The sequence below is a fragment of the Bradyrhizobium sp. BLXBL-03 genome, from assembly GCF_051853015.1.
Taxonomy (GTDB): Bacteria; Pseudomonadota; Alphaproteobacteria; order Rhizobiales; family Xanthobacteraceae; genus Bradyrhizobium; species Bradyrhizobium manausense.
This window is the reverse complement of the sequence record NZ_CP182470.1, coordinates 2369608-2396067: the sequence shown is the minus strand read 5'-3', so window position 1 is coordinate 2396067 and position 26460 is coordinate 2369608. Positions and strand designations below refer to the sequence as shown.

The 26460-nt window shown below is 65.2% G+C and carries 24 protein-coding genes; 8 read left to right on the top strand and 16 right to left on the bottom strand.

What is annotated here, in order from left to right; genetic code table 11:
* Positions 1-24: 24 nt before the first annotated feature.
* From ACNJX9_RS11410 to ACNJX9_RS11400, 3 genes are all read right to left on the bottom strand, one after another.
* Complete coding sequence (locus tag ACNJX9_RS11410; RefSeq protein WP_439408829.1) at positions 25-1824, bottom strand: ABC transporter ATP-binding protein; 1800 nt, start codon at positions 1822-1824, stop codon at positions 25-27.
* 421 nt (positions 1825-2245) lie between these two features.
* A complete protein-coding gene (locus tag ACNJX9_RS11405; RefSeq protein WP_057754357.1) occupies positions 2246-3832 on the bottom strand; it encodes a DHA2 family efflux MFS transporter permease subunit in 1587 nt (528 codons plus the stop codon).
* 30 nt (positions 3833-3862) lie between these two features.
* Positions 3863-5161, bottom strand: a complete 1299-nt coding sequence (locus ACNJX9_RS11400) for an HlyD family efflux transporter periplasmic adaptor subunit (protein WP_439408828.1) — start codon at positions 5159-5161, stop codon at positions 3863-3865.
* 207 nt (positions 5162-5368) lie between these two features.
* Here ACNJX9_RS11400 and ACNJX9_RS11395 point away from each other — a divergent pair, with 207 nt between their 5' ends.
* Both ACNJX9_RS11395 and ACNJX9_RS11390 read left to right on the top strand, forming a co-directional pair.
* On the top strand, positions 5369-6004 hold the full coding sequence (locus ACNJX9_RS11395; RefSeq protein ID WP_057754352.1) for a TetR/AcrR family transcriptional regulator: 636 nt from the start codon (positions 5369-5371) through the stop codon (positions 6002-6004).
* A gap of 55 nt (positions 6005-6059) precedes the next feature.
* Positions 6060-6413: a DUF6665 family protein gene (locus ACNJX9_RS11390; RefSeq protein WP_057754349.1), complete on the top strand. Its 354-nt coding sequence runs from the start codon at positions 6060-6062 to the stop codon at positions 6411-6413.
* A gap of 19 nt (positions 6414-6432) precedes the next feature.
* Here the strand turns inward: ACNJX9_RS11390 and ACNJX9_RS11385 are convergent, their stop codons facing one another.
* The 6 genes from ACNJX9_RS11385 to ACNJX9_RS11360 form a co-directional block, all read right to left on the bottom strand.
* Positions 6433-7173 (bottom strand): Crp/Fnr family transcriptional regulator, encoded by a 741-nt coding sequence (locus tag ACNJX9_RS11385; protein WP_439408826.1) that lies wholly within the window; start codon positions 7171-7173, stop codon positions 6433-6435.
* Positions 7174-7245: 72 nt separating this feature from the next.
* Entirely contained in the window at positions 7246-8601 is a 1356-nt protein-coding gene (locus ACNJX9_RS11380; protein ID WP_439408824.1) for an amidase family protein, read from the bottom strand.
* A gap of 60 nt (positions 8602-8661) precedes the next feature.
* Complete coding sequence (locus ACNJX9_RS11375) at positions 8662-9672, bottom strand: taurine ABC transporter substrate-binding protein (RefSeq protein ID WP_057754340.1); 1011 nt, start codon at positions 9670-9672, stop codon at positions 8662-8664.
* Positions 9673-9708: 36 nt separating this feature from the next.
* On the bottom strand, positions 9709-10542 hold the full coding sequence (locus ACNJX9_RS11370) for an ABC transporter permease (RefSeq protein ID WP_083514580.1): 834 nt from the start codon (positions 10540-10542) through the stop codon (positions 9709-9711).
* Positions 10539-11837, bottom strand: a complete 1299-nt coding sequence (locus tag ACNJX9_RS11365; protein ID WP_439408823.1) for a M20 family metallopeptidase — start codon at positions 11835-11837, stop codon at positions 10539-10541. The genes ACNJX9_RS11370 and ACNJX9_RS11365 overlap by 4 nt, the downstream gene beginning before the upstream one ends.
* Positions 11838-12067: 230 nt before the next feature.
* A complete protein-coding gene (locus ACNJX9_RS11360) occupies positions 12068-13270 on the bottom strand; it encodes an extensin family protein (protein ID WP_439408822.1) in 1203 nt (400 codons plus the stop codon).
* Between the two features lie 244 nt (positions 13271-13514).
* Here ACNJX9_RS11360 and ACNJX9_RS11355 point away from each other — a divergent pair, with 244 nt between their 5' ends.
* Entirely contained in the window at positions 13515-14291 is a 777-nt protein-coding gene (locus ACNJX9_RS11355; RefSeq protein WP_439408821.1) for a DUF2147 domain-containing protein, read from the top strand.
* Between the two features lie 303 nt (positions 14292-14594).
* Positions 14595-16049: a FecR domain-containing protein gene (locus tag ACNJX9_RS11350; protein WP_439410041.1), complete on the top strand. Its 1455-nt coding sequence runs from the start codon at positions 14595-14597 to the stop codon at positions 16047-16049.
* A gap of 129 nt (positions 16050-16178) precedes the next feature.
* Here ACNJX9_RS11350 and ACNJX9_RS11345 read toward each other — a convergent pair whose 3' ends face one another.
* Positions 16179-16742 (bottom strand): NUDIX hydrolase, encoded by a 564-nt coding sequence (locus tag ACNJX9_RS11345; protein ID WP_439408819.1) that lies wholly within the window; start codon positions 16740-16742, stop codon positions 16179-16181.
* Positions 16743-16811: 69 nt separating this feature from the next.
* Positions 16812-17675 (bottom strand): archaetidylserine decarboxylase, encoded by an 864-nt coding sequence (asd, locus tag ACNJX9_RS11340; RefSeq protein ID WP_057754320.1) that lies wholly within the window; start codon positions 17673-17675, stop codon positions 16812-16814.
* Positions 17676-17710: 35 nt separating this feature from the next.
* On the opposite strand from asd, the gene ACNJX9_RS11335 reads away from it, so the two are divergent.
* Positions 17711-19375 (top strand): aminotransferase class III-fold pyridoxal phosphate-dependent enzyme, encoded by a 1665-nt coding sequence (locus ACNJX9_RS11335; protein ID WP_439408817.1) that lies wholly within the window; start codon positions 17711-17713, stop codon positions 19373-19375.
* 200 nt (positions 19376-19575) lie between these two features.
* Here the strand turns inward: ACNJX9_RS11335 and ACNJX9_RS11330 are convergent, their stop codons facing one another.
* From ACNJX9_RS11330 to ACNJX9_RS11320, 3 genes are all read right to left on the bottom strand, one after another.
* On the bottom strand, positions 19576-20235 hold the full coding sequence (locus ACNJX9_RS11330) for a hypothetical protein (RefSeq protein WP_439408815.1): 660 nt from the start codon (positions 20233-20235) through the stop codon (positions 19576-19578).
* 146 nt (positions 20236-20381) lie between these two features.
* Complete coding sequence (locus ACNJX9_RS11325) at positions 20382-21071, bottom strand: class I SAM-dependent methyltransferase (protein WP_057754311.1); 690 nt, start codon at positions 21069-21071, stop codon at positions 20382-20384.
* Positions 21072-21104: 33 nt separating this feature from the next.
* Positions 21105-22157: a glycosyltransferase family 4 protein gene (locus ACNJX9_RS11320; RefSeq protein ID WP_439408814.1), complete on the bottom strand. Its 1053-nt coding sequence runs from the start codon at positions 22155-22157 to the stop codon at positions 21105-21107.
* Between the two features lie 275 nt (positions 22158-22432).
* Here ACNJX9_RS11320 and ACNJX9_RS11315 point away from each other — a divergent pair, with 275 nt between their 5' ends.
* Positions 22433-23137: a L,D-transpeptidase gene (locus ACNJX9_RS11315; RefSeq protein WP_439408812.1), complete on the top strand. Its 705-nt coding sequence runs from the start codon at positions 22433-22435 to the stop codon at positions 23135-23137.
* Positions 23138-23284: 147 nt separating this feature from the next.
* On the opposite strand, the gene ACNJX9_RS11310 is transcribed toward ACNJX9_RS11315, so the two are convergent.
* Both ACNJX9_RS11310 and ACNJX9_RS11305 read right to left on the bottom strand, forming a co-directional pair.
* Positions 23285-23566, bottom strand: coding sequence for a hypothetical protein (locus ACNJX9_RS11310; protein ID WP_439408810.1), 282 nt, complete (start codon positions 23564-23566; stop codon positions 23285-23287).
* Positions 23563-24348: a DUF899 domain-containing protein gene (locus ACNJX9_RS11305; protein ID WP_057754299.1), complete on the bottom strand. Its 786-nt coding sequence runs from the start codon at positions 24346-24348 to the stop codon at positions 23563-23565. The genes ACNJX9_RS11310 and ACNJX9_RS11305 overlap by 4 nt, the downstream gene beginning before the upstream one ends.
* Before the next feature lie 99 nt (positions 24349-24447).
* On the opposite strand from ACNJX9_RS11305, the gene ACNJX9_RS11300 reads away from it, so the two are divergent.
* Positions 24448-25668, top strand: a complete 1221-nt coding sequence (locus ACNJX9_RS11300) for a helix-turn-helix domain-containing protein (RefSeq protein ID WP_439408808.1) — start codon at positions 24448-24450, stop codon at positions 25666-25668.
* A 31-nt stretch (positions 25669-25699) separates the two neighbouring features.
* Positions 25700-26338: a Vgb family protein gene (locus ACNJX9_RS11295; RefSeq protein WP_439408806.1), complete on the top strand. Its 639-nt coding sequence runs from the start codon at positions 25700-25702 to the stop codon at positions 26336-26338.
* Positions 26339-26460: the final 122 nt, after the last annotated feature.

The window sequence follows — 26460 nt, the reverse complement described above, 5'->3', positions numbered from 1 at the left end:
GGATCTTCGCCCCGCCACCGCGCGTCATTCCGCCGCTGCGATATGCCCGAGCTCCACCACCTGGCGCTCGAACAGACTTCGATAGATGCCCCCTCGCTTGCTCGCGAGCATGGCATGGGTGCCCTGCTCGACGATCTCGCCGCGGTCGAACACCAGGATGCGATCGAGGCTCTTTACCGTCGACAGCCGGTGCGCGATCACGATCGAGGTGCGGCCTTTCATCAGCCGCTCCATTGCCTGCTGGATCAGCGCCTCCGATTCCGAATCGAGGCTCGAGGTCGCCTCGTCCAGGATCAGCACCGGCGCATCCGCCAGGAAGGCGCGCGCCAGCGCCACGCGCTGCCGTTCGCCGCCGGACAGTTTCACGCCGCGTTCGCCGACCAGCGTGCCGTAGCCCTTCGGCAGGCGCAGGATGAAATCGTGCGCGTTGGCCAGCCGCGCCGCCTGCTCGATCGCCTCCAGGCTGGCGCCGGGCCGGCCGTAGGCGATGTTCTCGGCCAGCGTGCGGTGAAACAGGATCGGCTCCTGCTGCACGATCGCGATCTGGCTGCGCAGCGATTGCTGCGTTGCCAGCGCGATATCCTGCCCGTCGATCAGAACGCGGCCACCGGTGACGTCGTAGAGCCGCTGCACCAGCTTGACGAACGTCGTCTTGCCGGAGCCGGAGCGGCCGACGAGGCCGATACGTTCGCCGGCGCGGATCGTGAGCGACAATCCGTCGTAGAGCGGCGCGCGATGGCCACCATAGTGGAACGTGACGTCGTCGAACACGATCTCACCGCCCTCGATCGCGATCGGCAGCGCGCCTTCGGCATCCGCAATGCCGATCGGCTCGTCATGGATCGCCACCAGTTCGTCCATGTCGTTGACCGAGCGCTGGAGGTTGTTGATGTGCATGCCGACATCCCGCAGGTAAGCGTGGATCACGTAGTAGCTCGTCAGCACATAGGTGACGTCCCCGGGCGAGGCGCGACCCGACATCCACAGCAGCACAGAGCCGCCGATCACGGACGCGCGCAGGCACAGCAGCAGCGAGAGCTGCGACATGGCCGTGTAGTTGTAACGGAACCAGGTGCGACGCACGCGCGTGCGCCAGCGCTTGATGACGCGGGCGAGCCGCGCATCCTCGCGCATTTCCGCGCCGAACGACTTCACCACCGCATTGCAGGTCAGCGCGTCCGCCAGCGTGCCGCCGACCTTGGTGTCCCAGGCGTTGGAGACACGCGCGGCCGGCGCGATGTAGCGCGTCGAGAACAGCACCGTCATCGTGACATAGACAGCCGCGCCGAGCGCGATCACCGCACCGAGCGAGCCCCAATGCACGCCGAGCAGGATCATCGACCCGATCAGCACCGCAAGCGACGGCAGCAGCGCCAGCAGGATGGTGTCGTTCAGGAGATCGAGCGCCCACATGCCACGCGTGATCTTGCGCACGGTCGAGCCGGCGAAGGAGTTGGCATGCCAGTCGGTCGAGAAGCGCTGCACGCGCAGGAAGGCATCCTGCGCGACGTCAGACATGATCTTCAGCGTGAACGGCACGATCACCTGGAGGCCGCTCAGGCGCAACACCATCGACGCGGCGCCCAGCACGACGATGCCACCCAGCGCCACCAGCGCGGCGTGGCGTGCATCGGGATCGGACGGTCCGCGCGTCAACGCATCGACCAGATACCCTGAGAACACCGGCATGAACAGGTCGGCGACGGTCGCACCTAGCAGGCCGACGGCGATCGCAAGCGCCCGCCCCGGCTGCTTCAGCCAGTGCCTGAACACGAAAGGCAGCACCAGGCGGATCGCCGCGGGCTTTTTTGACAGAGCGGTCATGGCATCATCCGGCCGCTGTTGCGGGCCGGCTCCATCGATGGACGCGAGTCGGCCCGAAGGCCGCAACGGCGTCACGTAAGACTGATTTTGACTTGGAAAGCGGAACGATCGGGACCTGGAGCCCAATCGAAGCTGGCGGAAGAGGCCTCTAACAGGCCGCGTACATACCGAACCAGGAGATCATCGAGCGCGGGTGCACGATCTGCGAATGCGACGACATCATGCAAATCTCTCCCCGGTTCGATTGAAATGAGGTGCGCTTTATAGATGTGTCATTTGCGATTTGCAACGGGGCCTGCGCGAGATCACGCACGAGTGTTGCATTTTGGTGCGAGGTGCCGCGTCGAGCCCCCGCTGTCATGCCCCGCCTAGGGCGCAATTGCGCACAAGGCGGGCGATGACACGGAATTTATCGCTTGCTTCAGTGCGCGTCGCCGCCGCTGCCGAACGGCGAGGCCGGCCTTTTCAGCAGGGTGACCAGCACGCTGAGGCAGAGGTAGAACAGCGTCAGCATGAAGAACGCGTCGCCAAAGCTCATCACCACGGCCTGACGGTGCACGATCTGGCTGAGCTGCTTCATCGCCATCAGCGCGGAGTCGCCGAGCCCCTGGAACTTTTGCTGGAGCATGGTCAGCGTTTCGGTCGCAGTCGCATTGCCCCAGGTCATGCGCTCCTGAAGGCGCGTGATGTGCAGGTCGGTACGATTATTGAGCACGGTGTTGATGACGGCGAGCCCGACCGCACCACCGAGATTACGCATCAGGTTGAACAGGCCGCTCGCGTTCTTCACTTTCTCGGGCGCAAGCGTGCCGAGCGCGACGTTGTTGGTCGGCACCATCGCGAACATCATGCCGATGCCGCGCAGGATCTGCGGCATCAGCAGCTCGTAGAAATCGTAGTCGCGCGTGATCCAGGTCATCTGGTAGGAGCCGATCGCGAACACGATCAGGCCGAACGCGATCATGTAGCGCATGTCGAGCTTGGCCATGAGCCGGCCGACCAGCGGCGCGACCAGGAACATGGTGATGCCCGAGACGAACATGGTCTCGCCGATCATCAGCGCGCTGTAGCCGCGCACCTCGGCGAGATAGCGCGGATAGATGTAGGTCAGGCCGTAGAGGCCGATGCCGATGCAGAATTGCAGCGTGCAGCCGACGGCGAAATTCCGGTCGGAGAAGGTGCGCAGGTTGACGATGGGCTCGGCTGCCGTGAAGACACGCACGAAGAAGGCGATCGCCGAGACGGCGCCGATCGCGGCACAGATCGCCACCGACGTGTCCTGCAGCCATTCATATTGCGGCCCCTCTTCCAGCACATATTCCAGCGTGCCGAGGAAGCCGGCCATGAACAGCAGGCCCCACCAGTCGAAGCGGTCGAGCAATTCGAAATGCGGCTCGTCGAAATCGACCAGCGCCCAGACGCCGAGGGTGATGCCGATGCCCGGCACGACGTTGATGAAGAACAGCCAGTTCCAGGACATCAAATCGGTGATGTAGCCGCCGACCGTCGGCCCGACGGTGGGAGCCAGCGTCGCAACGAGCCCGATGATGGGACCGACGATGTGGAACTTCGACCGCGGGAACACGGTGTAGGCGGAGGCGAACACCGTCGGGATCATGCCGGCGCCGAGGAAGCCCTGGAGCGCGCGCCACAGGATCATCTCCTCGATGGTCGTGGCGAAGCCGCAGAGCAGGCTCGAAAACGTGAAGCCGGCCGCCGAGATCGCGAACAGGAGCCGCGTGCCGAAGGCGCGCGACAAGAATCCCGACAGCGGAATCGCGATCACTTCGGCGATCAGATAGGCGGTCTGGACCCAGGAGACTTCGCTGGAGCTTGCCGACAGGCCGGCCTGGATTTCGCTCAAGGACGCCGAGACGATCTGGATGTCCAGGATCGACATGAACATCCCGAACACCATGATGATGAAGGCGAACAGCCGCTTGGGCGCGATGCGCTCCGAAGCGGGATCCGCCATCATGGCAGGTGAAGCAGTCGTGGCGTTCGCCATGGTCTGATCCTCGCAGCGCCGATCGCGCGCTTACTGCGGATGGATCATGGTGGGATCGTCGAGATCGATCTCGCTGTCGGCGTCGGCGGCGCCCGTGTTGGTGTCGACGGTGGCGTAGACCGACATGCCGGCGCGCAGCAGGTTCTGCTTGGCGACCGACTTCGGCACGCGGATGCGGACCGGCACGCGCTGCACGATCTTGGTGAAGTTGCCGGTGGCGTTGTCGGGCGGCAGCAGCGTGAACACCGAGCCGGCGCCCGCCGCAATGCTGTCGACGACGCCGGAGAACTTGCGCATGCCGTAGGCGTCGACCTTGATCGTCACCGGCTGGCCGGGACGAATCCGCTTGAGCTGCGTCTCCTTGAAATTGGCGTCGATATAGACCTCGTCGAGCGGCACGACATTGCCGAGGCGCTGGCCGACGGCAACGAAATCGCCGGCGTTGACGAGACGGTTGGAGAAGATGCCGTCGACCGGTGCGCGCACCGCCGTGAAGGAGAGGTCGCGCTCGGCCTTGGCGAGCGTGGTCTTGAGCTCGGCGAGCTGCGCCTGGGCTTCGGCCTGCTGGGCCTTGGCGACATCGACATTGCTCACTGCAACATCGTAGGCGGCCTGCGCGGCCTTGACGGCCGCCGCGCCCTGGTCGCGGCCGGCTTCCGAGCTCTCGAAGGTTGCGCGCGAGGCAAAGCCCTTGCTGCTCAGTGCCTGCTGGCGCTCATAATCGAGATCGGCGCGCTTGAGCCCGGCCTCCGCCGAGACGAGCTGCGCCTTGGCCTGCGCGACCTGGCTGTCGAGCGCCGCGACCTGGCGGCCGATGCGGTCGATGGTCGCCTGCTGGGTCGCGATCTTGGTCGCGGCGGCGTCGACAGCGATCTTGTAGTCGCCGTCGTCGATACGCATGACGATCTCGCCGGCATGCACCGGCGTGTTGTCTCTGGCCAGGATCGAGGAGATATGGCCGGCCACGCGCGCGCCCAGCATGGTATTGTTGGCACGGACATAGGCGTCGTCGGTCGAGACATAGAAGCGGCCGACCAGCGTGTAGTAGCCGGCATAGCCGGCGGCTGCGAGCGCCAGCACCAGGCCGACGCCCATCATGACGAATTTGCGCTTGCCGGGCTTCGGCGCCGCAGCGGCGGTCGGAGCCGGCTGATTGGTCACAGGCTTCTCCGGCGCCTCACTGGTGCGGCGCTTGCTTTCTTCGACCACATGAGACCGCAACTGCTCGGCGAGGGCTGCGGACGTCCCGGTCGCAGCTTCGCCGTTCGCCGTCGTCTCCGCTGCTTCCTGGCGAAGGACGCGCGCAGCCTGATCTCTCGATGTGGCCATAAAGGCCTCCCCAATAAAAACGCGATCGGGGGCAGCCGTCGCACGACCGCAATCCCGCTCACCTATCCCAAATACCATTGACCGAACCGTTCGGTCAATATACCAAATATCGCTGGCGGGACCCTACTGGCCCGAATCCTTTATTTGGGTTCAATCACCCCAAGACCGCGCCAAGACCGCGCCAAAACCTTTGGAGACCCTGAACCAATGGTTGCAGCAAACCGCGAACATCTGCACGTCCTCCCGGACGAGGACAGCTCCAAGCGCCGCCAGATCCTGGCCGGCGCCCGCAAGGTGTTCATGGATCTGGGTTTTGACGGCGCCAGCATGGGCGAGATCGCGCGCGCGGCCGGCGTCTCCAAGGGGACGCTCTACGTCTACTTCGCCGACAAGAGCGCGCTGTTCGAAGCCATCCTCGAGGAGGAAGCGCTGTTTCACGGCCAGGTCGTGTTCAATTTCGACCCTGCGCGTGATGCCGAGACCACGCTGAAGGATTTCGGCCAGGCCTATCTGCATCTGCTCTGCCGGCCCGGCGGCGGATCGGCGATTCGCACCGTGATGGCGATTGCCGAGCGCATGCCCGACGTCGGTCGCCGCTATTATCTGCGCGTGCTGGACAAGACCATCAACCGGCTGTCCGAATATCTGAAGGCCCATGTCGCCTCCGGCGATCTCGCCATCGACGATTGCGACCTTGCGGCCTCGCAGTTCATGGAACTCAGCAAGGCCTCGCTCTTCCTGCCGCTCATCTTCCAGGCCGCGCCGCCGCCTTCGGAACAGCGCATGGCGGAAGTGATCGACAGCGCGACGCGGATGTTTCTGGCCGCGTACAAGGCGAAGTGAGCGGAAGCCGGCGACGCGTTGCGCCCGCGGTTCGTGCCGCTTTATATTGCGCGCCATGTCCCGTGACCTTCGCCCGCCGGTCGATATCCTCCATTATGAGATCGTCCAGGAACAAGCCTCGGCGCTTGGACGGATGGGCCGCACGCTCGAGCAGGCGCTGGCGCGCCTGCGCGAATTCGACGCCGCCCATGAAACCTCGGAGTCGTCCTCGGAGACGCCAGCCGCGATGCAGCCTGCCAGGCGCAAGCTGGTGATGGAGGCCGGTCAGGCGCTCTGGATGTTCGTGGTCCAGCGCGAGGCCACGGGCCTGCGCGACAGCCGCCATATCATGCGGACCTACGACGTCCCGGCCGAGGTGCAGCGCTGCATGGGGCTGGCCCCGCCGCCGTCGAAGCCGGCTTCGAAATGACTGTCTACCGCGACGTTCGCTAATCGGCCACCTGCTTCCTCAACGCCGCGAGATCGTTGACGACCATTTTGGTCGGACCGGTCGAGATGATGCCCTCGTCCTGCAGCCGACCGAGGATCAGGCTGATCGACTGCCGTGTCGCACCAATCATGCGCGCCAGGTTGGCCTGCGTGATGCGGCCGAGCGAAATTGGGCCACTCTCGTCCTGAGCAGCGTTTTCGCACAGCTTCACCAGCAGCAGCACCAGCCGCTCCGCCGCCTTCTGCCCCGCCAGCGTCTGCGCCAGCATCGAATATGTCTCACCCTTGAAGCCGAGGCACTCGATCAGTGCCACCGCAAACGACGGCGATCGTGCGATCAACGTTCGGATCGCGTCCTGGTCGAGATGCAGCGCCTCGACCCGGCCAAGCGCCCGGGCCGACCAGCTATGGCGATGATCGCCGAGAATGTAGGGCGCACCGACGAAGTCGCCGGCCTCCCAGGTCGCCAGCATCAGCTCGCGTCCCTGTGTGCCGGCATGGGTACTTTCCACGATCCCGTTCAGGATGATGTGGATGCCGTTCGCGGGCTCTCCCTCCCGCAGCAGATATTCGCGGTTCTGGTAGGCCGCGAGCCTGCCGGTCCGCATCACCAGGTCGAGATCGGCCTTGTCGAGCGCCTTCAGCACATAACGTCCGGTCCCGGCCGCTTGCACCTCGGCGCAAGGCCCACTTGAAGGCTCACCCGGATCGGCCTCATCATGCGCATGACTGCGCCCCACAATCGGTCTCCCTTCGAGCGACGGCTCGAAGGCTAGGAGGTCTCCGCTTGGATTGCAACGCGGGGAAAATGCTCAAGCCTGGGCTTCCGCTCCCGTGAATGCACAGGCGAGGTCGGCGAGCAGGCGCTCCCGCCCCGCCGGCGCCAGAAAGGTGACGCCATAGGGCACGCCCGCCCTGGTCATCGCATTCGGCACCGCGATTGCGGCGAGCCCCAACGGATTGGCGTAGTTCGTGTAGTAGCCATTGTTGAAATTTGCCGTCAGCGGATCGCGCGCGACGTCGTCAATCGTGAGGACGGTTCCGACCGTCGGCACGACCAACGCATCGTGAGTTTGCCAGAAGTCACGCAGCGAACGCTGTACCTGCTTGACCTGGTAGAGCGCGCGATAGGCGTCCGCCGCGGTGAACTTCCGGCTGCCGACGACGAGATCGCGCACGATCCTGACGCCGGCATCCGGATTGGCATCGAGGAACGCGCCGACCGAAACATCCCGCTCGGCGAGGAACGGCCCGAAGAACATCAGATCGTTGATCGAGGTGAACGGCGAAAAATCGGTGGAAGCGACCGACATGTCGAGCCGCCGCAACTTGCGAAGCCCGCCGCCGAACAGCCTCTCCGTCTCTTCGTTGCCGAAGAACCTAAGCTGGTCCGGTCGAGGTGTCGCGATCCGGAATGGCCGCGTCGGAGGCATCTGCTCCGTCCAGCCGGCAAAATCGACTGGTGAAAAGCAATCCTCGGGATCGCGTCGCGCCAGCGCCCGATAGACGTCATAGCCGTCGCCCGGCTCCCGCGTGTAGAGCGAGATGGTATCAAAACTCCGGCAGGCATAGACCATGCCCCGCTGGCTGAACGCACCCGGTGCCGGCTTGAAGCCTGTGACACCGCAATAGGACGCCGGCACTCTGCCCGATCCGCCGGTATCGGTGCCGAAGGCAAAAGACGATGTGCCTGACGCGACCGACACCGCGGCGCCCGAACTGGAGCCGCCGGGAATGTAGTCCGGATGATGCGGGTTGCGCGCGATGCCGTAGGGCGAGCGCACACCGACGAGGCCGGTGGCAAACTGATCCATGTTGGTCTTGCCGATATAGATCGCTCCCGCGGCGATGGCGTCGGCGACAACCGGGCTCGTGGCTTTCGCGACATAAGCGAATTCCGGGCAGGCCGAACTGGTCTGCTCCCCTGCGACATCGATACAGTCCTTCACCGAGACGATCAGCCCGTAGAGCGGCAGCTTGTCGATTTCATGGACGCGCGCATCGAGCGCACGCGCGGCGGCCATGACATTCTCGGGTTTGGCTTTCGATATCCAGACGCCGCTCTGGTCGGCATCCCCAAGGCGCGACAGCACATGCGCGGCGATATCGGATGGCCTGAGCGCGCCGCTGCGATAGGCGGCGCGGAGATAGCGGGGCGAGATATCCATGTCGTTCTGTACCTGCAGGAACGGGACTATGCCGGCGAGACAAGCCCGCCGGCACTGGCCTTAACGGCCGATGACTTTCTCGAGATAGGCCGGCTGGACGAAGGTTTCGAAGTCGGCGCGCGGCAGCAGTTTCGGCAGTCGTTCCTGCTTGACCAGAAAGTCGGCGGTCGACACCAGCGTATCGACGAACTTGCCCTTCTTTGCGGATGTGCCGAGATAATCTCCGGTGAGCTGCTTGTCGCAGGGGACCATACCGGTGCCCTTCATCATGCGCGTTGCATCCTCGAGCGGCAGCGACAGCTCCTCCGCGATGATCTCGGCCGTCTTCTCAGGATTCTTCAGCCAGAAATCGATCCCCTCGCACTCGGCCTTGACGAACTTCTCGACGTAAGAAGGATATTTGTCCGCGAACGCATTCATGACGACGCCGATGTCCCAGGTCGGGTAACCGCGCTTGGCCATCTCTCCAGAGGTGATGAGGATCTTGCCGCCGTTCTTCACGGCCCTGTCGAGGTTCGGTTCCCAGAACCAGGCGGCATCGATGTCACCGCGAAGCCAGGCCGCTGCGATATCCGACGGCGCGAGATCCAGGATCTTCATCGAAGCGGGATCGACGCCCTCGTCCTTCAACGCCTGGAGCAGCAGATAATGCGTGGTCGAGCCGAACGGCGCGGCGACCGTCTTGCCTTTGAGGTCCTTGAACGAGGTGATGTTCTTGTCGGTGCGGACCACCATCGACTCGACATAGTCGAGCATGTTGATGACGAGGATACCCTTGATCGGCAAGGCACGCGTGACCCCGATCGCCGTCGGCGGATTGCCGAGGCCGCCGAAATCGACGTCGTTGCCGGCGATCGCGCGCAGCATGTCGCCGCCACCTCCGACCTTGACGTATTTGATGTCGACATCCGGCATCTCCTTGGCGAGCAGGCCGAGGTGTTTTGTCACGAGCTGCGCGTTCACCAGGTTCAGATAGCCGACCGTGATCTTGGCCGGCTTGTCCTCGGCGCGTGCGGTGGACGTGAATGCAAACGTGGCGACAGCAACCGCGGCAACAAGTCTCTTGATCATACTGGTCTCCCCTCGGATTGGAATCAGGCCCATGAATCACGACCACGGCATCAATAGTTTCGCGATGCCGCGCATCATCAGGTCAAGCAAGACGCCGGTGAGGCCGAGCACGATCAGGCCCATGATCACGACATCGGACAGCAGGAACTTTGCGGCGTCCCAGATCATCCAGCCGATACCGGCGGATGCCGCAACGATCTCGGCGGCGACAAGAACGGTGTAGGTGAAGCCAAGCGAGATCCGCATGCCGGCAAGGATCAGCGGGCCGGCCGCGGGCAAATAGACGTGAAACAGCAGGTCGCGCCGGGTCGCACCGAGCGATTGCGCGGCGCGCACATAGACAGGATCGACGCTGGTGACGGCCTGGACCGTCGAGATGACGATGCCTGGCAGGCCGGCAAGAAACAGCAGCGACAGTTTCGAGCTCTCGCCGATGCCGAGCCACATCACCAGCAGCGTGTAGAGCCCGAGCGGCGGCAGCGGCCGGTAAAACTCGATCAGAGGATTGAGCAGCGCGCGCGCATTGCGCGAGACACCCATCAGGATTCCCAGCGGAATGCCGATCAGGCAGGCCAGGGCGAAAGCGACGAGAATGCGATAAAGACTGGCACCGAGATGCTGAAGCAGCGTTGCGCCCTGGTAGCCCTTGGTCATGGTCTTGATGAAGGCAGCCCACACCGCCTGCGGCTTCGGCAGAAAAAGCTCGTTGGCCCAGCCCATCTCAGTAACGACGGCCCATGTCGCCAGCAGCACGGCGACGGTGAGCGTCGAGAGCAGAACGGACCGCGAGACCTTCGGGAGCCTCAGGCTGCCGCGCCGCGTGCGATCAGCCGAGATCGGAATGGCCATGGGGCTAGCCTCGACGCTCATGTGCGAACTCCCAGGATCTGCATGATGGTCAGCGCATAGATCTGCGTCGCCATCACCGACTTGGTGATCGAGATATTCTCATTGTCGACAGCCCAGCCATCCTCGCCGGGACCGAAGGTCACCGCGTTGATGCCGGCCTCGCGGAAGCGGATGGTGTCGTTGAAGGCGTTCTTGCGATTGACGCCGGGCTCGCGGCCCATCAGGCGCCGGTAGACCGCGCGCAAGGAGCGGCAAGGCTCCTCCTCCACCGGCACCGGCTCGGTAGCGTTGACGAACAGAGAGCCCGGTACCTGGCGCACCGCGACCTTGACGTCGTTGACGCCCGCAAACGTTTCCTTGCCGAGGCGCTCGATGTCGGACAGGACGCTGTCCAGCGTCATGCCGGGCACGACGCCGACCACCGCAAGCGTGATGGTGCAGGCATCCGGAGAGAACTGCATCTCGCCGGGCAGGCCACCGCGAATGCGCACCACCGAGCAACAAGGCGGCGTGTGGCCCATGAACTTGCTGGGGACATGCGTGAACGCCATCTCCTTCAGCTTCGGCAGCAGCTTGGCCGCCTCCATGATGGCGTTGACACTGATGTCGGGCCGCCAGATGTGCGACTTGACCCCCTGGATCGTCACCTCGACCAGGCAATGACCTGAATTGGCGACCGAGACGTTCATGCCCCAATCGCCGGAGACGTCGCCCCAGGCGGTCGGCTCCGCAGTGATCTCGTAGTCGGCGGTCAGGCCGACCTTGCTCAGCATATAGATGGAGCCCTCGGTGCCGTTGCGCTCCTCGTCGACGGTGTAGCAGCACATCAATGTGCCATCGAACTTCACACCCTCCTCAATCAGCGCCTGCACCGCCAGCAGCGATGCGGCGAGATTGCCGCGCGTGTCGGATGTGCCGCGGGCATAGAGCAGGTCACCGTGACGCGTGGCCTTGAACGGATCGAAATCCGTCATGTGCCATTTCTCCGGCTCGACCACCGGATAGGTATCGAGGTGATCGTTGAGGATCAGCGACGGCGCACCCTCGCGTCCCTTCAACACGCCGAGCACGTTCGGCCGGTGCGGCTGCGCACTGTGCTTGGTGACCTCCATGCCGAGGGCTTCGAGCTTGCCCGCGACCAGCATCGAGATTGCCTCTTCCTCGGCCGGCGGCAGGTCGGGATCGAGCGGATTGCCGGAGCGCGGCTGGCCGGTGCGGATCAACTCCGATGCCAGTTCAAGCCAGCGCTGCTCCGTGATGCGCGACAGCACGCGCTGCTCGAGCTCGGAATTAGGCGGGGTAACAGGCATCTGCATGACGGTTCCGATGGCTCACGGCGCCGGCCGCGCCGCTTCGTTGCAGCACCTTCATTGCAGCGACTGTGCCAACCACCCGAAATACCCGTCAGGGCGTGATTAGTGATTGCAGTTCAATGATTTGGACGGAAATCTCGACCGCGCAAATTTTTGCGCCCCAGATCGGCTTTGCCGAAGACGCAGCGCAGGCTGAACAGACTGTCCTCAGCATGCGAGCGGCTCGCCTCTGGCTAATCGTCCGAGAACTCGTCTTCCTCGTTGATCTTCTCGTGCCTGCCGCTCTTGCGCCCGCCAAGCGAGCCGGTCACGTAGGGATCGCGACTGTTCGCATATGGATTGTGCTTGCCCGCGCGCGCGGCGACCTCTTCGCCGGAGACTGCGGCCGGCTGGCAGATCAGGCGACGGCTGGCACGGCGCATCAAATCGACGTGGATGTGATCGTAGTGATAGACGTTGGAGCCCGGTGCCAGCACCGTGGTGAAATGTGCGCACGCGCCCGACTGGACGTCGCGCAGGAATCCCTGCTCTTCCGGCATGCCGTGCCAGCCATCCTTCACGGTGATGCGGCGGCCGTCGGCAAGCGTGAAGGCGGCGATGTCGAGCGCGTTGCCGAAGGCGTGCTCGGAGATATGGGCGTGCGGGTTGCCGTTCATGCCGCGGCAGGAATAGGCGGAGATCTGCTTGATCTCGACCACGCGGGCGCCGAACCAGCGCATCGCCGACGGCTGCACGCTGTCGGCAAACCAGCGGTCGAGCTCCGACACGATCGGACAGGCGAGCGTCGCCGTCGGCTTCACCACGACGGGACCCACGGCAGCGACGGGATCGCCCTGCGCGGTGCCGAGGCGCGGCAATGGCTGTTGCACCGGCGCCTGTGAATACGGCGCTGGAGCGGGCTGCCGCGCCGGATAGCTCGGCGCATTCATGTAGCGCGCGGCACCCGCGGCGTCCGTTCCCTCGGGCGGCAGGTCGATCTCGTCTTCCTGCGGTGCGACGCCAGGCGCGCTGAGCGACACCGGGCCAGAAGACGCGCCATAGCCGGCGGGCTGGCGCACCGCGCTTTCGGGATAGTTCGAGCGCTGCGGATAGCCGGAGGCTGGATAATTCTGTTGCGGCCCGCTCACCGGCCAACGCGGCTGGTTGCCGATATTGCCGGGCGGTCGCAGCTCCTCGTCGGCGAAACCATAGCTGCCGGCGGGTTCACCGATGGCGGCGACCTTCAGCGGGAACTCGGCGCCGCACATGCCGGGGCCGGAGATTGGATCGATCCGGACGATGTCCGCGCTTTCTTTCACGGCGCCCGATTTCAGGCACGCCGCTTCAGCCTCGGCTCGCCACGGTTCGCGCTCGGCCTGGAAAAAGCCGCGTCCGCAACCCGCAAGCGAAACGAGGACGATGGAGCCGACCAGATACAAACGAACTCCGCGCGTCATGCGCGGCAGGTTCGGTGAATTTACTTAAAGACTCTTCAACGTGTTGATTTCAGCCTTCCTTAACCATGCCGGCCGCGCACGGCAGGCGCAGCCGGCAGCGAGGCGACGTTGGCTGGCCCCGGCAGCCGTTGTGAGGTCCGTCACAGAAGGCCGCAGCTGTCAGGCCTAGGGTCGAACCACATCGGGCCCAAGGGCGACTTCAATCCATCTCGGCACCCACACCATTTTATTTTCGGAGGTTGTCATGAACAAGCTCACCATCGCCGCCGCGGCACTGTTCCTCGCCTCGACCGCCGTCGCGCATGCCGGCAGTTCGATCTCGTTCCAGATCGAAGGCCAGAACATCCGCATCGAGACGCCGCGCAATTGCGCCTCGCTCGATTGCGTCACCATCGTGGCGCCCGGCCTGTCGAACAAGCCGATCAGGCTCAACAACATCAACCTCAACGGCCTTGGCTCCTCCAAGGACGATGACGACAGCACGCCGCCCGCGACGACGGCGCAGCCGGCGCCGGCTCCGGTGCAGCAGCAGCCCGTGACGCCAGCGCCGGTGCAGGCGACCGCGCCCGCTGTCGCGCCCGCCGCCCCTGCCCCGGCCGTTGCCGCCGCTCCGTCCGTCGACACGACCACGCCGCCTGCACCCGTTGCAGCTCCCGCGCCGGTCGCTGCGCCTGCGCCGGTTGCTGCTGCGCCCGCTTACACAGCACCGCCGGCTCCTGTTGCGCCGGTGCAGGCCGCGAACACGCCGATCGGCGTGTGGGCGACCGAAGAGAACAAGGGCAATGTTCGTGTCGAACAATGCGGCCCCAATCTCTGCGGCTACGCCGAGAAGACCAACGAGCGCATCCTGATCAACATGAAGCCCGACGGCGCCAAGTGGAGCGGCCGCATCCACGATCCCGACTCCGGCCGCAATTACGACTCGACCATCGCCATGAAGGGCCCGAACGCCCTGCGCGTGCAGGGCTGCGCTTTCGGCGGCATGTTCTGCGGCGGCCAGACCTGGAAGCGGGTGAGCTGACGTGCGAAGCGCGTCATCCCTATTGCGCAATTGCGCAATGGGGGCGATGCGCAGCATCGAACCCGGGATCTCGCTCCACAATCTCGAGATTCCCCGATGCGCAATTGCGCATCTGAGGTTTGCGACTTCGTCGCGCCCCCGGAATGACGAGCAAGAAGGCGGCGCCACGTCCTGTTTCAGGGACGTGGCGTTTGAACGTTCACCGTTTCCATGCAACAGATGTTCATCCGCCGTTCAGCAATCTCCGGCTGATATCGGCCGATCTCGCCTCGCGTTCTCACCGGGACCTCATTCGTGGCTTTGATGGTGGCTTGGCGCCGCGTCATGTTTGCTTTGTCGCTGCTGGCGCTGCCATTGGCCGGCGCGGACAATGCGCGCGCCTCCGACACAATCGAGCTTGCGCAGGCCCAGCCGCAAGCGCAGCCGGCGCCCGCGCCCTCCCCCGCGCCGGCAGCCTCGCCGGCGCCATCAGCGGACGCGCAACCGGCCGCCGTGGAGCCGATCGGCAACGTCGCCACCGTGACGGGAATTGCGACCGTCATCCGCGACAAGAACTCCTATCCGCTCAAGGTGCGCGACGACATCTATCTCAACGATGTCGTGCAGACGTCCTCGAACTCCTCGCTCGGCATCACCTTCAACGACGCCACCACGTTCAATCTCTCCGCCAGCGCCAAGATCACCATCGACAACTACGTCTATGAGGACGGCGGCAAGCAGAACTCGGCGATCTTCGACATCGGCAAGGGCACGGTCGCCTTCGTCGCGGCCGCCGTGGCAAAGACCGGCGACATGAAGATCGCAACGCCGACTGCAACGCTCGGCATCCGCGGCACCACCGGCGTCGTCGACGTGCCCGCGAACGCGGCGGCGAGCAGCGCCAACAACGTCAACATCAAGCTCTATCCCGACGCCGACGGCCGGGTCGGCCATATCGACGTCAACGATCGTGCCAGCGGCACGCGGCTCGGCGCGCTGACGCAAGCCTCGAGCGGCTTTGCGATCCGGCCCGGTGCGGCCGGCCCCGGCGGCATGCGCTTCGCCGCAGTCCCGATCACGATTCCGCCGCAGCAGGTCGCGCGCGACCGCGGCATCGTCAGCCAGGTCCACGCAGCGCAAACCACGGGACGCCAGATCGTCACCGAGCAGCGCGATTTCCGCCGCGCCAATCCGGCTGCGGTGAGCCGCATTCCGCGGCCGGCGCAGGTACCGCAGCAACAGCAATTGCGTCCGAATCCGACACCGCCCCCGCAGCAGCCGAACGGCCAGCCTGGTCAACCCGGCCAGAACAACCGTCCGGGTCAGCAGCCGCAGCCGGGAGCACCGAACCGTCAGGGCACGCAGCAACCGCAGCGCCAAGGACAAGGTGGAGCGACGCAGCCGGGCACGCCGCGCGCGGGCCAGGGTCAGCAGCAACCGGGCCAGCAGGGCACGGGTCAACCGGCCGGCCAGCCGCGTGCGGGACAAGGCGCGCAACCCGGGACCGCGACGCCGGCGCAGCCACAGCGCGGCGGACAACGTCCGCAGCGGCCGGGAGCGGTCACGCCCGCGCAGCCGAACGGCACCACACCGCAGACGCCGCCGCACACCGGATTGCAGCCCGGTCAGCCCGGAGCGCCACCGACCGTGCAGCCGCAACAAGGCGCCGCGCCACGCCAGCCCGGCTTCTTCCAGCAGCGCCTGCCCGGCGCACAACGCCCCGCCGCGCCGCGCAAGCCGGCGCTGGCCCCGCCGCCGAAGGAAAAGAAGAAGCGGTAGGTCGGAGGGCTCCGCTCCCTCCCCGTCATTGCGAGCGCAGCGAACCAATCCAGAGTCCCTCCGCGGAAAGATCCTGGATTGCTTCGCTGCGCTCGCAATGACGGCGTGGAGAGAAACGAACGAAAAGACTCACGCCTCGCCGCGCAGCCAGGCGCGCACCTTTTGCAACAGGCCGTGCCGCAACTCGTCAACCGATGCAGCCTCGGCCGGTGTCAGCGTCTGCAACGCTGCATCGATCTCGTCGGCGGCCGGCGTCGGTTCGGGCGCGGGTGACGGTGCAAGGCCGGCCGCGGCGATCGCGATCGGCCCAACCTGGGTGAGAAAGGCGCGCTCATATTCGCGTGAGAGGCGCGCGAGCGCGTCGTCCAGCGGCAACCAATCGACCGCCTTGATGTCGTTCATCAACTTCCGGACCTGGCCGCCCTCGGCCTCCATCCGCCAGAAATGCACCGCTTTCGAGCGCCCTCCCGACTGGTACACGAGCGTGCCCAGGAATTCGTGCATGACGACGTCGTGGCCGGTCTCCTCCATCACCTCGCGGTGCGCGGCCTGCTTCGGCGTTTCGCCGTCGTCGAGCTTGCCCTTGGGCAAGACCCATTCATTGCGCTTGTGTTGACGCACGATCGCGATCAGCGGCGCGTCGCCACGCCGCAACACAATACCACCCGCCGCCATCACCGGCGCCCGCACCATCACCAATCCCGTCGTATCGTCTATTCGTCCCCGTGGACGATATAGACGCAGGACGCGGCGGAATGAAGACTAGTTCCGCCGCAGCAGCGCTTGACCTGCACGAATGCGCGTGCCCTCCGCAACTCCGTCGCAGAACGAGAAATCGCCCGGCGCGAGGATGATGATGGTCGAGCCGTGCTCGAACCAGCCAAGCTCCTCGCCCTTGGTGACGTTGACGTCGCAAGGAAAATCGACCGGTCCCCTGGTCTGCGCGTTCAGCACCATGTCGAGAAAGTGCAAGCGGATGCTGGCGACCAGAATCGCCGCCACCGGCACCAGCGTCACGGCCTCACCCGTCGACAAATGCGTGCGGATCACCGCGCGCTCGTTCTTGCAGAACAGCCGCTCGACCCGCTTCAAGGCGATCGGGTTGACGTTCCAGACGTCGCCATGGATCAGCGTGACGCGCTCGATGTGCGCATCGTACGGCGCATGGAAGCGGTGATACATGCTCGAGGTCAGCCGCAGCGTGACGAAGCTGCCGTTGCGGTGCTGCTCGACCATTGCGGGATCGCCGAGCAGGTCGAGCAGCGAATAGGGCGCGCCCTTGACCTGGAACAGCTCGGTGTCGGCGATCTTCCCATGAGCGCCGACGATGCCGTCGGAGGGGCTGGCGACGACCGAGGGATCCGGATCGAACGGACGCAGACCCGGCTTCAGCTCGCGCGTAAAGCAGTCGTGCAGGCTGGTGAAATGGGTCTTGCGCGCTTCCGACAGATCGAGGTCAGAGAACAGCTTCCAGAGCGCGATGGAAAAATCCCGCACCAGCGGATTCCTGATCTTGGAGAACCAGCCCATGAAGCGGGTCAAGCCTGCGCGGGGGATGCGGTTGGTCAGCAGGAAGTTGAGGTCTTCCTGCTGGGTGAAAGAGGCGATGAGGGCTTTGACTGTCATGAATCTGTCAGCTCACAGGTTTAGCGCTTGTTGTCATGGAAACGACACTCCCGATTCTCTCGATGTCCGTGGCCGCCGCAGCGTCTGCTGCCGCCGTCCTCCCGAAAATCAAGGCGCGGGTCGAGTTGTCCCGCGCCAAGCACCGCTCGCTCGCCGGACACTCCAAGATGTCGCGCCGGGTGGCCAAGCTGCTGCCGTTCTACGAGTTCGAGGGTGATAAGTATTTCTGCTGCGACGGCGCGCCCGGCAATGTGGTGATGCAGCGCAAGGACGCCTTCTTCCGTCTGGCGCGCATCTACGCCGATCGCTATCCCAGGGGCCGCGCGATGACGAAGGCGGCGGCCGAGACGATCTCGGACCTCAATTTCACCGAAAGCTACCGCGTGCCCTTCCAGTTCTCGCGCCTCGTCCGCGAGCATCTGGGCACCTCGGCGTTCATGGAGTCCTCGAGCGGTGTCACCGTCACCGATGTCGACGGCAACACCTTCTACGACCTCACCGGGTCCTACGGCGTCAACATCTTCGGCAACGACTTCTACAAGGAGTGCATCGAGGGTTCCGAGAAGCGCGCGCATGCGCTCGGCCCCGTGCTCGGCCCTTACCATCCTGTCATCCTCGACAACGTGCAGCGGCTCTGCCAGATCTCGGGCCTCGACGAGGTCTCGTTCCACATGTCCGGCACCGAAGCGGTGATGCAGGCGGTGCGCCTTGCGCGCTACCACACCAAGCGCACGCATCTGGTTCGTTTCGCCGGCGCCTATCACGGCTGGTGGGGCGACGTGCAGCCCGGTGTCGGCAATCCGCTTCCCACGCATGAGACCTACACCCTCTCCGAAATGTCGGAGAAGACGCTGCACGTGCTGAGGACGCGCAAGGACATTGCCTGCGTGCTGGTCAATCCGCTGCAGGGCCTGCATCCGAACAGCAACGCGCCCGGCGATTCCTCGCTGGTCGATTCCTCGCGCGGCGGCAATTTCGACCGCGCGGCCTACAGCGAATGGCTGAAGAAGCTGCGCGAGGTCTGCGACCAGCGCGGCATCGTGCTGATCTTCGACGAGGTCTTCGTCGGCTTCCGGCTCGCCGCCGGCGGCGCCCAGGAATATTTCGGCGTCAAGGCCGACATGGTGACCTACGGCAAAAGCCTCGCCGGCGGCCTGCCGGTCGGCGTGGTCTGCGGCAGACGCGACCTGATGCGCCGCTTCCGCGATGATCGTCCCGCCGACATCTGCTTCGCCCGCGGCACCTTCAACTCGCATCCCTACGTCATGACGGCGATGGACGAGTTCCTGAGCCGGCTCGCCAGCCCGAATTTTCGCGCGGTCTATGACGGACTGGAGGAGACTTGGAACGGGCGCGTGAATAGGCTCAACCAGATGATGCAGGATACCGACCTGCCGGTGCGCTTCGCCAACTTCTCCTCGATCTGGACAGTGAAATACACCACGCCGTCCCGCTACAATTGGATGCTGCAATATTACCTGCGCGCCGAAGGCCTGGCGCTGAGCTGGGTCGGCACCGGCCGTCTGATCTTCAGTCTCAACTACACGGACGCCGACTTCACTGAAGTCGCCGATCGCTTCGTCCGCGCCGCCGAGAAGATGAAGGCGGACGGCTTCTGGTGGCACGACGGCGCACTCACCAACAAGACCATCAAGCGGCAGATCTTGAAAGAGATGCTGGCCAGGCGTCTTGGGCGCTGAGGCTGGCTCTTTCAGCACAACCACCGTCATTCCGGGGCGGCTCGGAGAGCCGAACCCGGAATCTCGAGATTCCGGGTTCGATGCTGCGCATCGCCCCGGAACGACGGCGCTCGCGGCAGCCCTCAACACGTGGATGCCCGGCACGAGGCCGGGCATGACGTAACCGTCGGACATCGGACTGCGTGGCGTGCGCGGCGCGCTCAGGCGTGCTGCTCTTCGAGCACGGGCTCGTCGATGAAGCCCAGCGTGTGCTCGGGGTTGAGGTGCAGGCCGGGATCCATCAGTTCGCCGCGCATCAGGGCGAGCGGAGCGCTGCGATACAGCATCAGATCATGGAACGGATCGGTCAGGATCTTGGTCATCCAGACGAGGCCGGTCTCGACATCGCGGATGAAGAACAGATGCACGGTGCGGAACAGAAGACCGCCGCCGCCGACTGCCAGCCAGATCTTGGCGACCTGGCGGACGAAGTCGCTCGCATTCGCCCAGGGCGTGAACAGGCCGAACAGCGTGGGATCGACGACCAGCACCAACGGCGATGCCGCCCAGATCGCCATCAGCACCACCTTGCGCTGAAGGTTGTAGCCGACCTTGATCTCCTCCTTGTACTCGTGCGTCGCCTGGTTGATGTGGTCGTAGGTGTGCGGCTCGAAGAAGAAGTGGCCGGCCTGGCGCGAGGTCATCGAGACCAGCCAGCCGACCAGCGCCGAGATCATGGGATCGACGAACAGCCAGACATAGGCAAAGAGGAAGCTCAGCGCGCTGACGAAGTGCAGGCTCTGATTGATGCGGCTGTGGTGATAGTAGCGATGGTCGTCCCAGCGCTGGATCCGCAGCTGCTCGAGATAGTTCTTGATCATGCTCTCCCCCAAAATGCTTTCGGGCTCGGGATTTACAGAGATTCGATGTACGGCGTGTGACATCATCGTTTTGTCATATGATGTGCAGCGCCGCGATGACGCACGAAGAACGCGCGAGCGGTGCTGCCTTGCTCAAGCTGCCTTGCTCAAGCTGCCTTGGCGATGTCGATCTTGCGGAAGCGCACCAGCGAGAAATGGCCGAGCGGCGGAATCAGGCGGCGCTCGGCGAGCTCCATGCCCTTGGCGCCGGCAAGCCATTTGGCATAGCGCGACCAAGCGAACTCGGCGGTGCGGAAGCCGAGCGGACGCACCACCGGCTGCAGCTTCTGCTCGATGAAACGGCGCATGCCGGTGTCGGCGCTGACACGGGTCAGGATGATCAGCTCGCCGCCCGGACGCAGCACGCGGGCGAATTCGTCCAGCGCCTTCTCCGGATTCGGCACCGCGGTGACGACATATTGCGCCATCACGACGTCGAAGGAATTGTCGGGGAATTCGAGCTTCTCGGCGTCCATCACCGCGAGGCCCTCGACGTTCTTGAGATTGCCTTCGCGAACGCGGCGGCGGGCCTTGTCGAGCATCGCGTCCGAAATGTCGGTGCCGAAGATGCGCAGATGCGGGGCATAGAGCGGCAGCGAGATGCCGGTGCCGACGCCGACCTCGAGCACGCGGCCGCCGATCTTGTTGGTGGCTGCGATCGCGGCCTGGCGGCCCTTGGCGAATACGCCGCCGAACACGAGATCGTAGACGGGCGCCCAGCGGTCATAGGCCTGCTCGACCGAGCCACGGGTGAGGTCGAGCTGCTGGGTGCCGTCAAGGTTCATGATCTTAGCCATCGATGAGGTTCTCGCTTTGGGTCAAAATATGGATCACCCGCGCACCGGCCGCTGCGCCATGCGAGGTGAAGCGCGCAAGGCGCGGCTGGGCTGAAGTGAGGTGAGATTGCCGACGAACTGGCGCGCGCTGTTTTCCCAGGAGCGCTCCAGCGCGAAGTTGCGGCAGGTCTCGCGCGACATGGTGAGCGCGCGCAGGCAGGCGGCGCGCAGATCATGGTCGATCGCGCCGATCGGATGATCGGCGATGACGTCCTTCGGTCCCGTTACCGGAAACGCTGCAACGGGCGTGCCGCAGGCGAGCGCCTCGAGCTGCACCACGCCGAACGTATCGGTGAGGCTCGGGAACACGAACACGTCAGCGGCGGCGAGATGCGCGGTGAGATCGGCGCCCTTCTTCTCGCCGAGGAAGACCACGTCAGGATATTTCTTCTCCAGCGCGGCCTTCTGCGGTCCGTCGCCGACGACCACCTTGGTGCCGGGCAGATCGAGCGAGAGGAAGGCTTCGAGATTCTTCTCGACCGCGACGCGCCCCATGGTCATGAAGATCGGGCGCGGCAGATCGAGCTCGGCCGGAGAATCAGGATGAAACAGCTCGGTGTCGACGCCGCGGCCCCAGTAGCCGAGGCGCTTGAAGCCGCGCGCCGAAAGCTCCTGCCGCAGCGACGGCGTCGCCACCATGGTCATGGCGGCGGCATCGTGGAAGTGGCGCAACACGGCGTAGCCGACGGCATCGGGGATGCCTGTTCGCACCGAGACATATTCCGGAAAGCGCGTGGTGTAGGACGTCGTGAAAGCGAGGCGGTTGCGGCGGCAATAGGCCCGCGCGGCCCAGCCGATCGGGCCTTCGGTGGCGATGTGCAGCGCTTCGGGCGCGCACCTCTCGATCCGGCGCGCGATCTCTTTCCCGCTCGGCAACGCAATGCGAATGCCCGGATAGGTCGGCAGCGGCCAGGACCTGAAGCCGTCAGGCGTCAGGAAGTCGATCTCGACATCGAGCGCCTTGGCGGCGGCAGCGAGCGAGGTCAGCGTCCGGACCACACCGTTGACCTGCGGATGCCAGGCGTCGGTCGCGATTAATACCCGCATGGGGAAATCCCGAGAGTTTGATGATTCTCAGGCATCGACCATCAACCACGGATATTTCAGGCGTGTGACGTCACAGAAGTGTCGGCCCAGTGTTTTGTTCGTTAACGGACCCGTCGTGGCCACGAAACTGTCATGAAACAATCCTTGCCGCGATGAAACCGTTTTCGATTTTCCGCGCAAACGTCCCGAAACTTGTTTCCGTTAGGAACCTAAGCAACGGAGCACCGCAACGGTGCCGGGGTGACCAAGAAACACCACGCAAACAGGGGCGACCAATGTTCAATCTGGACACGTTCAGGACGTATTCGCGCGCCGTTGCCGTCAGTGCAGTGGTCGTTGCTGCAATCGCATGTGCCGGCCCGGCAAAAGCCGCGCCCGTGCAGCTCTTCCCGTTCTTCCAGCCGCTGCCGGTGATGACTGCGCCGCAGCCGCTTCAGCCTTACCAGCCCTATTCTGCGCCGACCTACCAGGCCGCGCCATCAGAGAACCAGGATGCCGTCGAGACGCCGGCCCGCTTCCGCCGCCAGACCGTTTCGTATGCGACGCGCGAAGCGCCAGGCACCATCATCATCGATACGCCCAACACCTATCTCTATTATGTGCTCGGTAACGGCCAGGCGATCCGCTACGGCATTGGCGTCGGCCGTGACGGCTTCACCTGGTCCGGCACGCAGTCGGTGACCAAGAAGGCCGAGTGGCCGGACTGGACCCCGCCGCCGGAAATGATCCAGCGCCAGCCTTATCTGCCGCGCCACATGGCCGGCGGCCCCGGCAACCCGCTCGGCGCCCGCGCCATGTATCTCGGCGGCACCGTCTACCGCATCCACGGCACCAACGCCCCCGACACGATCGGCAAGCACGTCTCCTCCGGCTGCATCCGCCTGACCAATGACGACGTCTCCGACCTCTATTCCCGCGTCAACGTCGGCACCAAGGTGATCGTGCTGCCGATGACCGAGCGCCGCGCGGAGCTGAGGTAACGCGAGGTCCTGGAAGAAAATTGCAAACGGCCCCGGCAATGCCGGGGCCGTTTTCGTTTGGAGCTCGTGCGTGCGGCCATCCTTCGAGACGCCCGCTAAGGCGGGCTCCTCAGGATGCGGCCGGGCGAGGCGGGCACGAGGCGCCGCTTACTCCCGCCCCCGCCACCCCGAGAGCAACCGCAGCCACGCCGCCGAATGGAACGCGCTCATCAAGAGATACATCGGCACCATCCCGCCCAGCGACAGCCCATGCCCGGCGGAGCAGAGCATGTCCGCCGGGCCGCCACTGAAGGCGGCCGTCAGCACCGCCATGGCCGCGAAGGTCGGCGTGGCCGCCAGGCCCAGCCACCGAGCAAGATGGGATGGCGCAAGCTGGGATGCGGCCTCGCTGCCGTCACGCCTGGCGCTGGCGGCATGGACCTCGCTCATTGCGCACCCGGTGTGCGGAGCGCGATCTCGCCGGCGTCGGAGACCTCGACCCATTTCTTGTCGGGCTCCGCACCCGCCTCGTAGCTGTCGTGCCAGTTCCACCATTTGTAGGTCGGCGTCTGCGGATAGCCCGGAGGCGAATCCTCCCACACCTCCTGGCGGCCGAGCGGGGTGATGTCGAGATAGTTCCAGGTGCTGCCCATCTGCTCGTCGCCGCGGCTCTTGATCAGATAGGTCCGGAAGATTCGTTTCCCGTCGCGGTAGAACACGTTGGTGCCGTGCCACTCGCCGACGCCAAAATCGGCATCAAAGCTGTCGGTGATGGTGACCCACGGAATGTTCCAGCCCATCCGCGCCTTCAGCCGCGCGATATCCGGCTGCGGAGCCCGCGAGGCGAACACCAGCGTGGTGTCGCGGGCGTTCAGATGCGCCACATGGGCGACCTGGTCGGCCACCATGGAGCAGCCGCGGCAGGCATGGTCGGGCCAGCCGAACACATCAGGCTCGAAGAAGGCCCGGTACAGGATCAGCTGGCGCCGGCCCTGGAACAGATCGAGCAGACTGGCCTTGCCGGATGGCGTCTCGAATGCGTAGGTTTTGGTCACTTCCATCCACGGCATGCGCCGGCGTTCGGCGGCGAGTGCGTCGCGGGCGCGGGTATGTGCCTTCTCCTTCACCAGCAGCACCTGACGGGCCGCTTCCCACTCCTCCGCCGAGACCACTGGCGGTGTTAGCATGGCGGGCTGTCCGTTGGTCGCTGCTTTGTTGGCTGATGTCATCATGGCTCTCCAAATCTCTCGCTCGCCGCACATCGTCGGCCGTGGGAGAGTTCTCGCACCGGACGGGCGCACGGTGGGAGTAACAAGTGTGGCGGGATTTTCATGGAGTCGCTGATCACGGCCGCCGCCCGCGCGCTGGAGGCCGGCGATCCGCTCGGCGCGCTGAACCGCGTCGCACTGCGCAACGATGCGCCCTCGCTGGCGCTGCGCGGCATCGCGATGGCGCAGCTCGGCGATCTCGCCAAAGCCAAGGCGCTGCTGCGCAGCGCCGCCCGCGCCTTCGGGCCGCGCGAAGCGGTCGCGCGGGCCAGATGCGTGGTGGCGGAGGCCGAGATCGCGCTGGTCTCGCGCGACCTGAACTGGCCGGCGAAGGCGCTCACAGCGGCGCGGGCGACGCTGGCAAGCCACGGCGATCTCACCAATGCCGCCCATGCCGGCCACATCGAGGCGCGCCGCCTGCTCCTGCTCGGGAGGATCGATGAGGCCGAGCGGACGCTGGCCGAGATCCGCGCCTGCCCGCTGCCGCCTGCGTCCCAGGTCGTGCGCGAGCTCGTGGTTGCCGGCATCGCCATCAGGCGGCTCAAATCGAACGAGGCGCGCGCGGCGCTTGACCTCGCGGCCCGCGCTGCGCGACGGGCCAACATCCCGGCGCTGGTGGCCGAGGTCGACGGCGCAAGCCTCATTCTGAAGACGCCAGCCGCGCGCCTGATCGCACGCGGCAGCGAGCACCCGCTGCTGCTCGGCGAGGTCGAGCGCCTCGCGACCTCGACCGCGCTCGTCGTCGACAGCTTTCATCATGTCGTGCGCAGGCAGGGCATTGCCGTATCGCTCGGGACGCGGCCCGTACTGTTCGCGCTCGCCCGTCTGCTGGCGCAGGCATGGCCGGAAGATGTCTCGCGCGAGGCGCTGATCTCGGGCGCGTTCCAGGCGAGGCACGCCGACGAATCGCACCGTGCGCGCTTGCGCGTCGAGATCGGACGGCTCCGCACCCAGCTCAGGCCGCTGGCCGAGATCAGCGCCACAAAACAGGGCTTCGAGCTGGCGCCGCGAAAGACGCGCGACGTCATCGTGCTGGCGCGCCCGGTCGAGGAGAAGCACGCCGCCGTCCTTGCCATTCTTGCCGATGGCGAGCCATGGTCGAGCTCGGCGCTCGCGCTCGCGCTTCGAATGAGCGCACGCACCGTGCAGCGGGCGCTCGAGGAGCTGGCGCGATCGAACAAGGTGCAGTCGTTCGGCCATGGCAGGGCACGGCGCTGGATGACCCCGCCGGTCCCGGGTTTCCCGACAGGCTTGTTACTCCCCTCGCCGCTCTTGAAAGCGTAGGATTCATTGATCGCCGCACAGGGACCACACCATGAAACGATCAGCCGCCGAGATCATCCGCGAGTACGGGCCTTTTCCGAACGTCAAGTCCGTGCACGGCGTCACCTATGACGGCAGCCAGGTCTGGTTCGCGTCCGACGACAAGGTGAACGCCCTCGATCCCGCGAGCGGCGAGGTCTCGCGCTCGATCGACGTCGCCGCACATGCGGGCACGGCGTTCGATGGCCGTCACCTGTTCCAGATCGCGGAGGATCGCATCCAGAAGATCGACGCGGCGAGCGGCGCGATCGTCAGCACGATTCCAGCACCGGGCGGTGGCGGCGATTCCGGGCTGGCCTGGGCCGAGGGCTCGCTCTGGGTCGGGCAATATCGCGAGCGCAAGATCCATCAGGTCGATCCTGAAACGGGAAAGATCCTCCGCACCATCGAAAGCAAGCGCTTCGTCACCGGCGTGACCTGGGTCGACGGCGAGCTCTGGCATGGCACCTGGGAAGGCGATGACAGCGACCTCAGGCGGATCGATCCTGACACCGGCAAGGTGCTCGAGCAGCTTGATATGCCAGAGGGGACGATGGTCTCGGGGCTGGAATCCGACGGCGGCGACCAGTTGTTCTGCGGCGGCGGCGACAGCGGCAAGGTGAGAGCGGTCCGTCGCCCCAGGCGCAGCTAAAGGAGCGCAGCTTGCGGAGGCCAAAGCGAGCAACGCCGCCGCCGTTAACCCGTTTGCCGCAATTCCACCCCACCGGTGCGCTCTAGCGCCCTCCTCGCCCGCCCTGTAAAATCCCCGTTGGG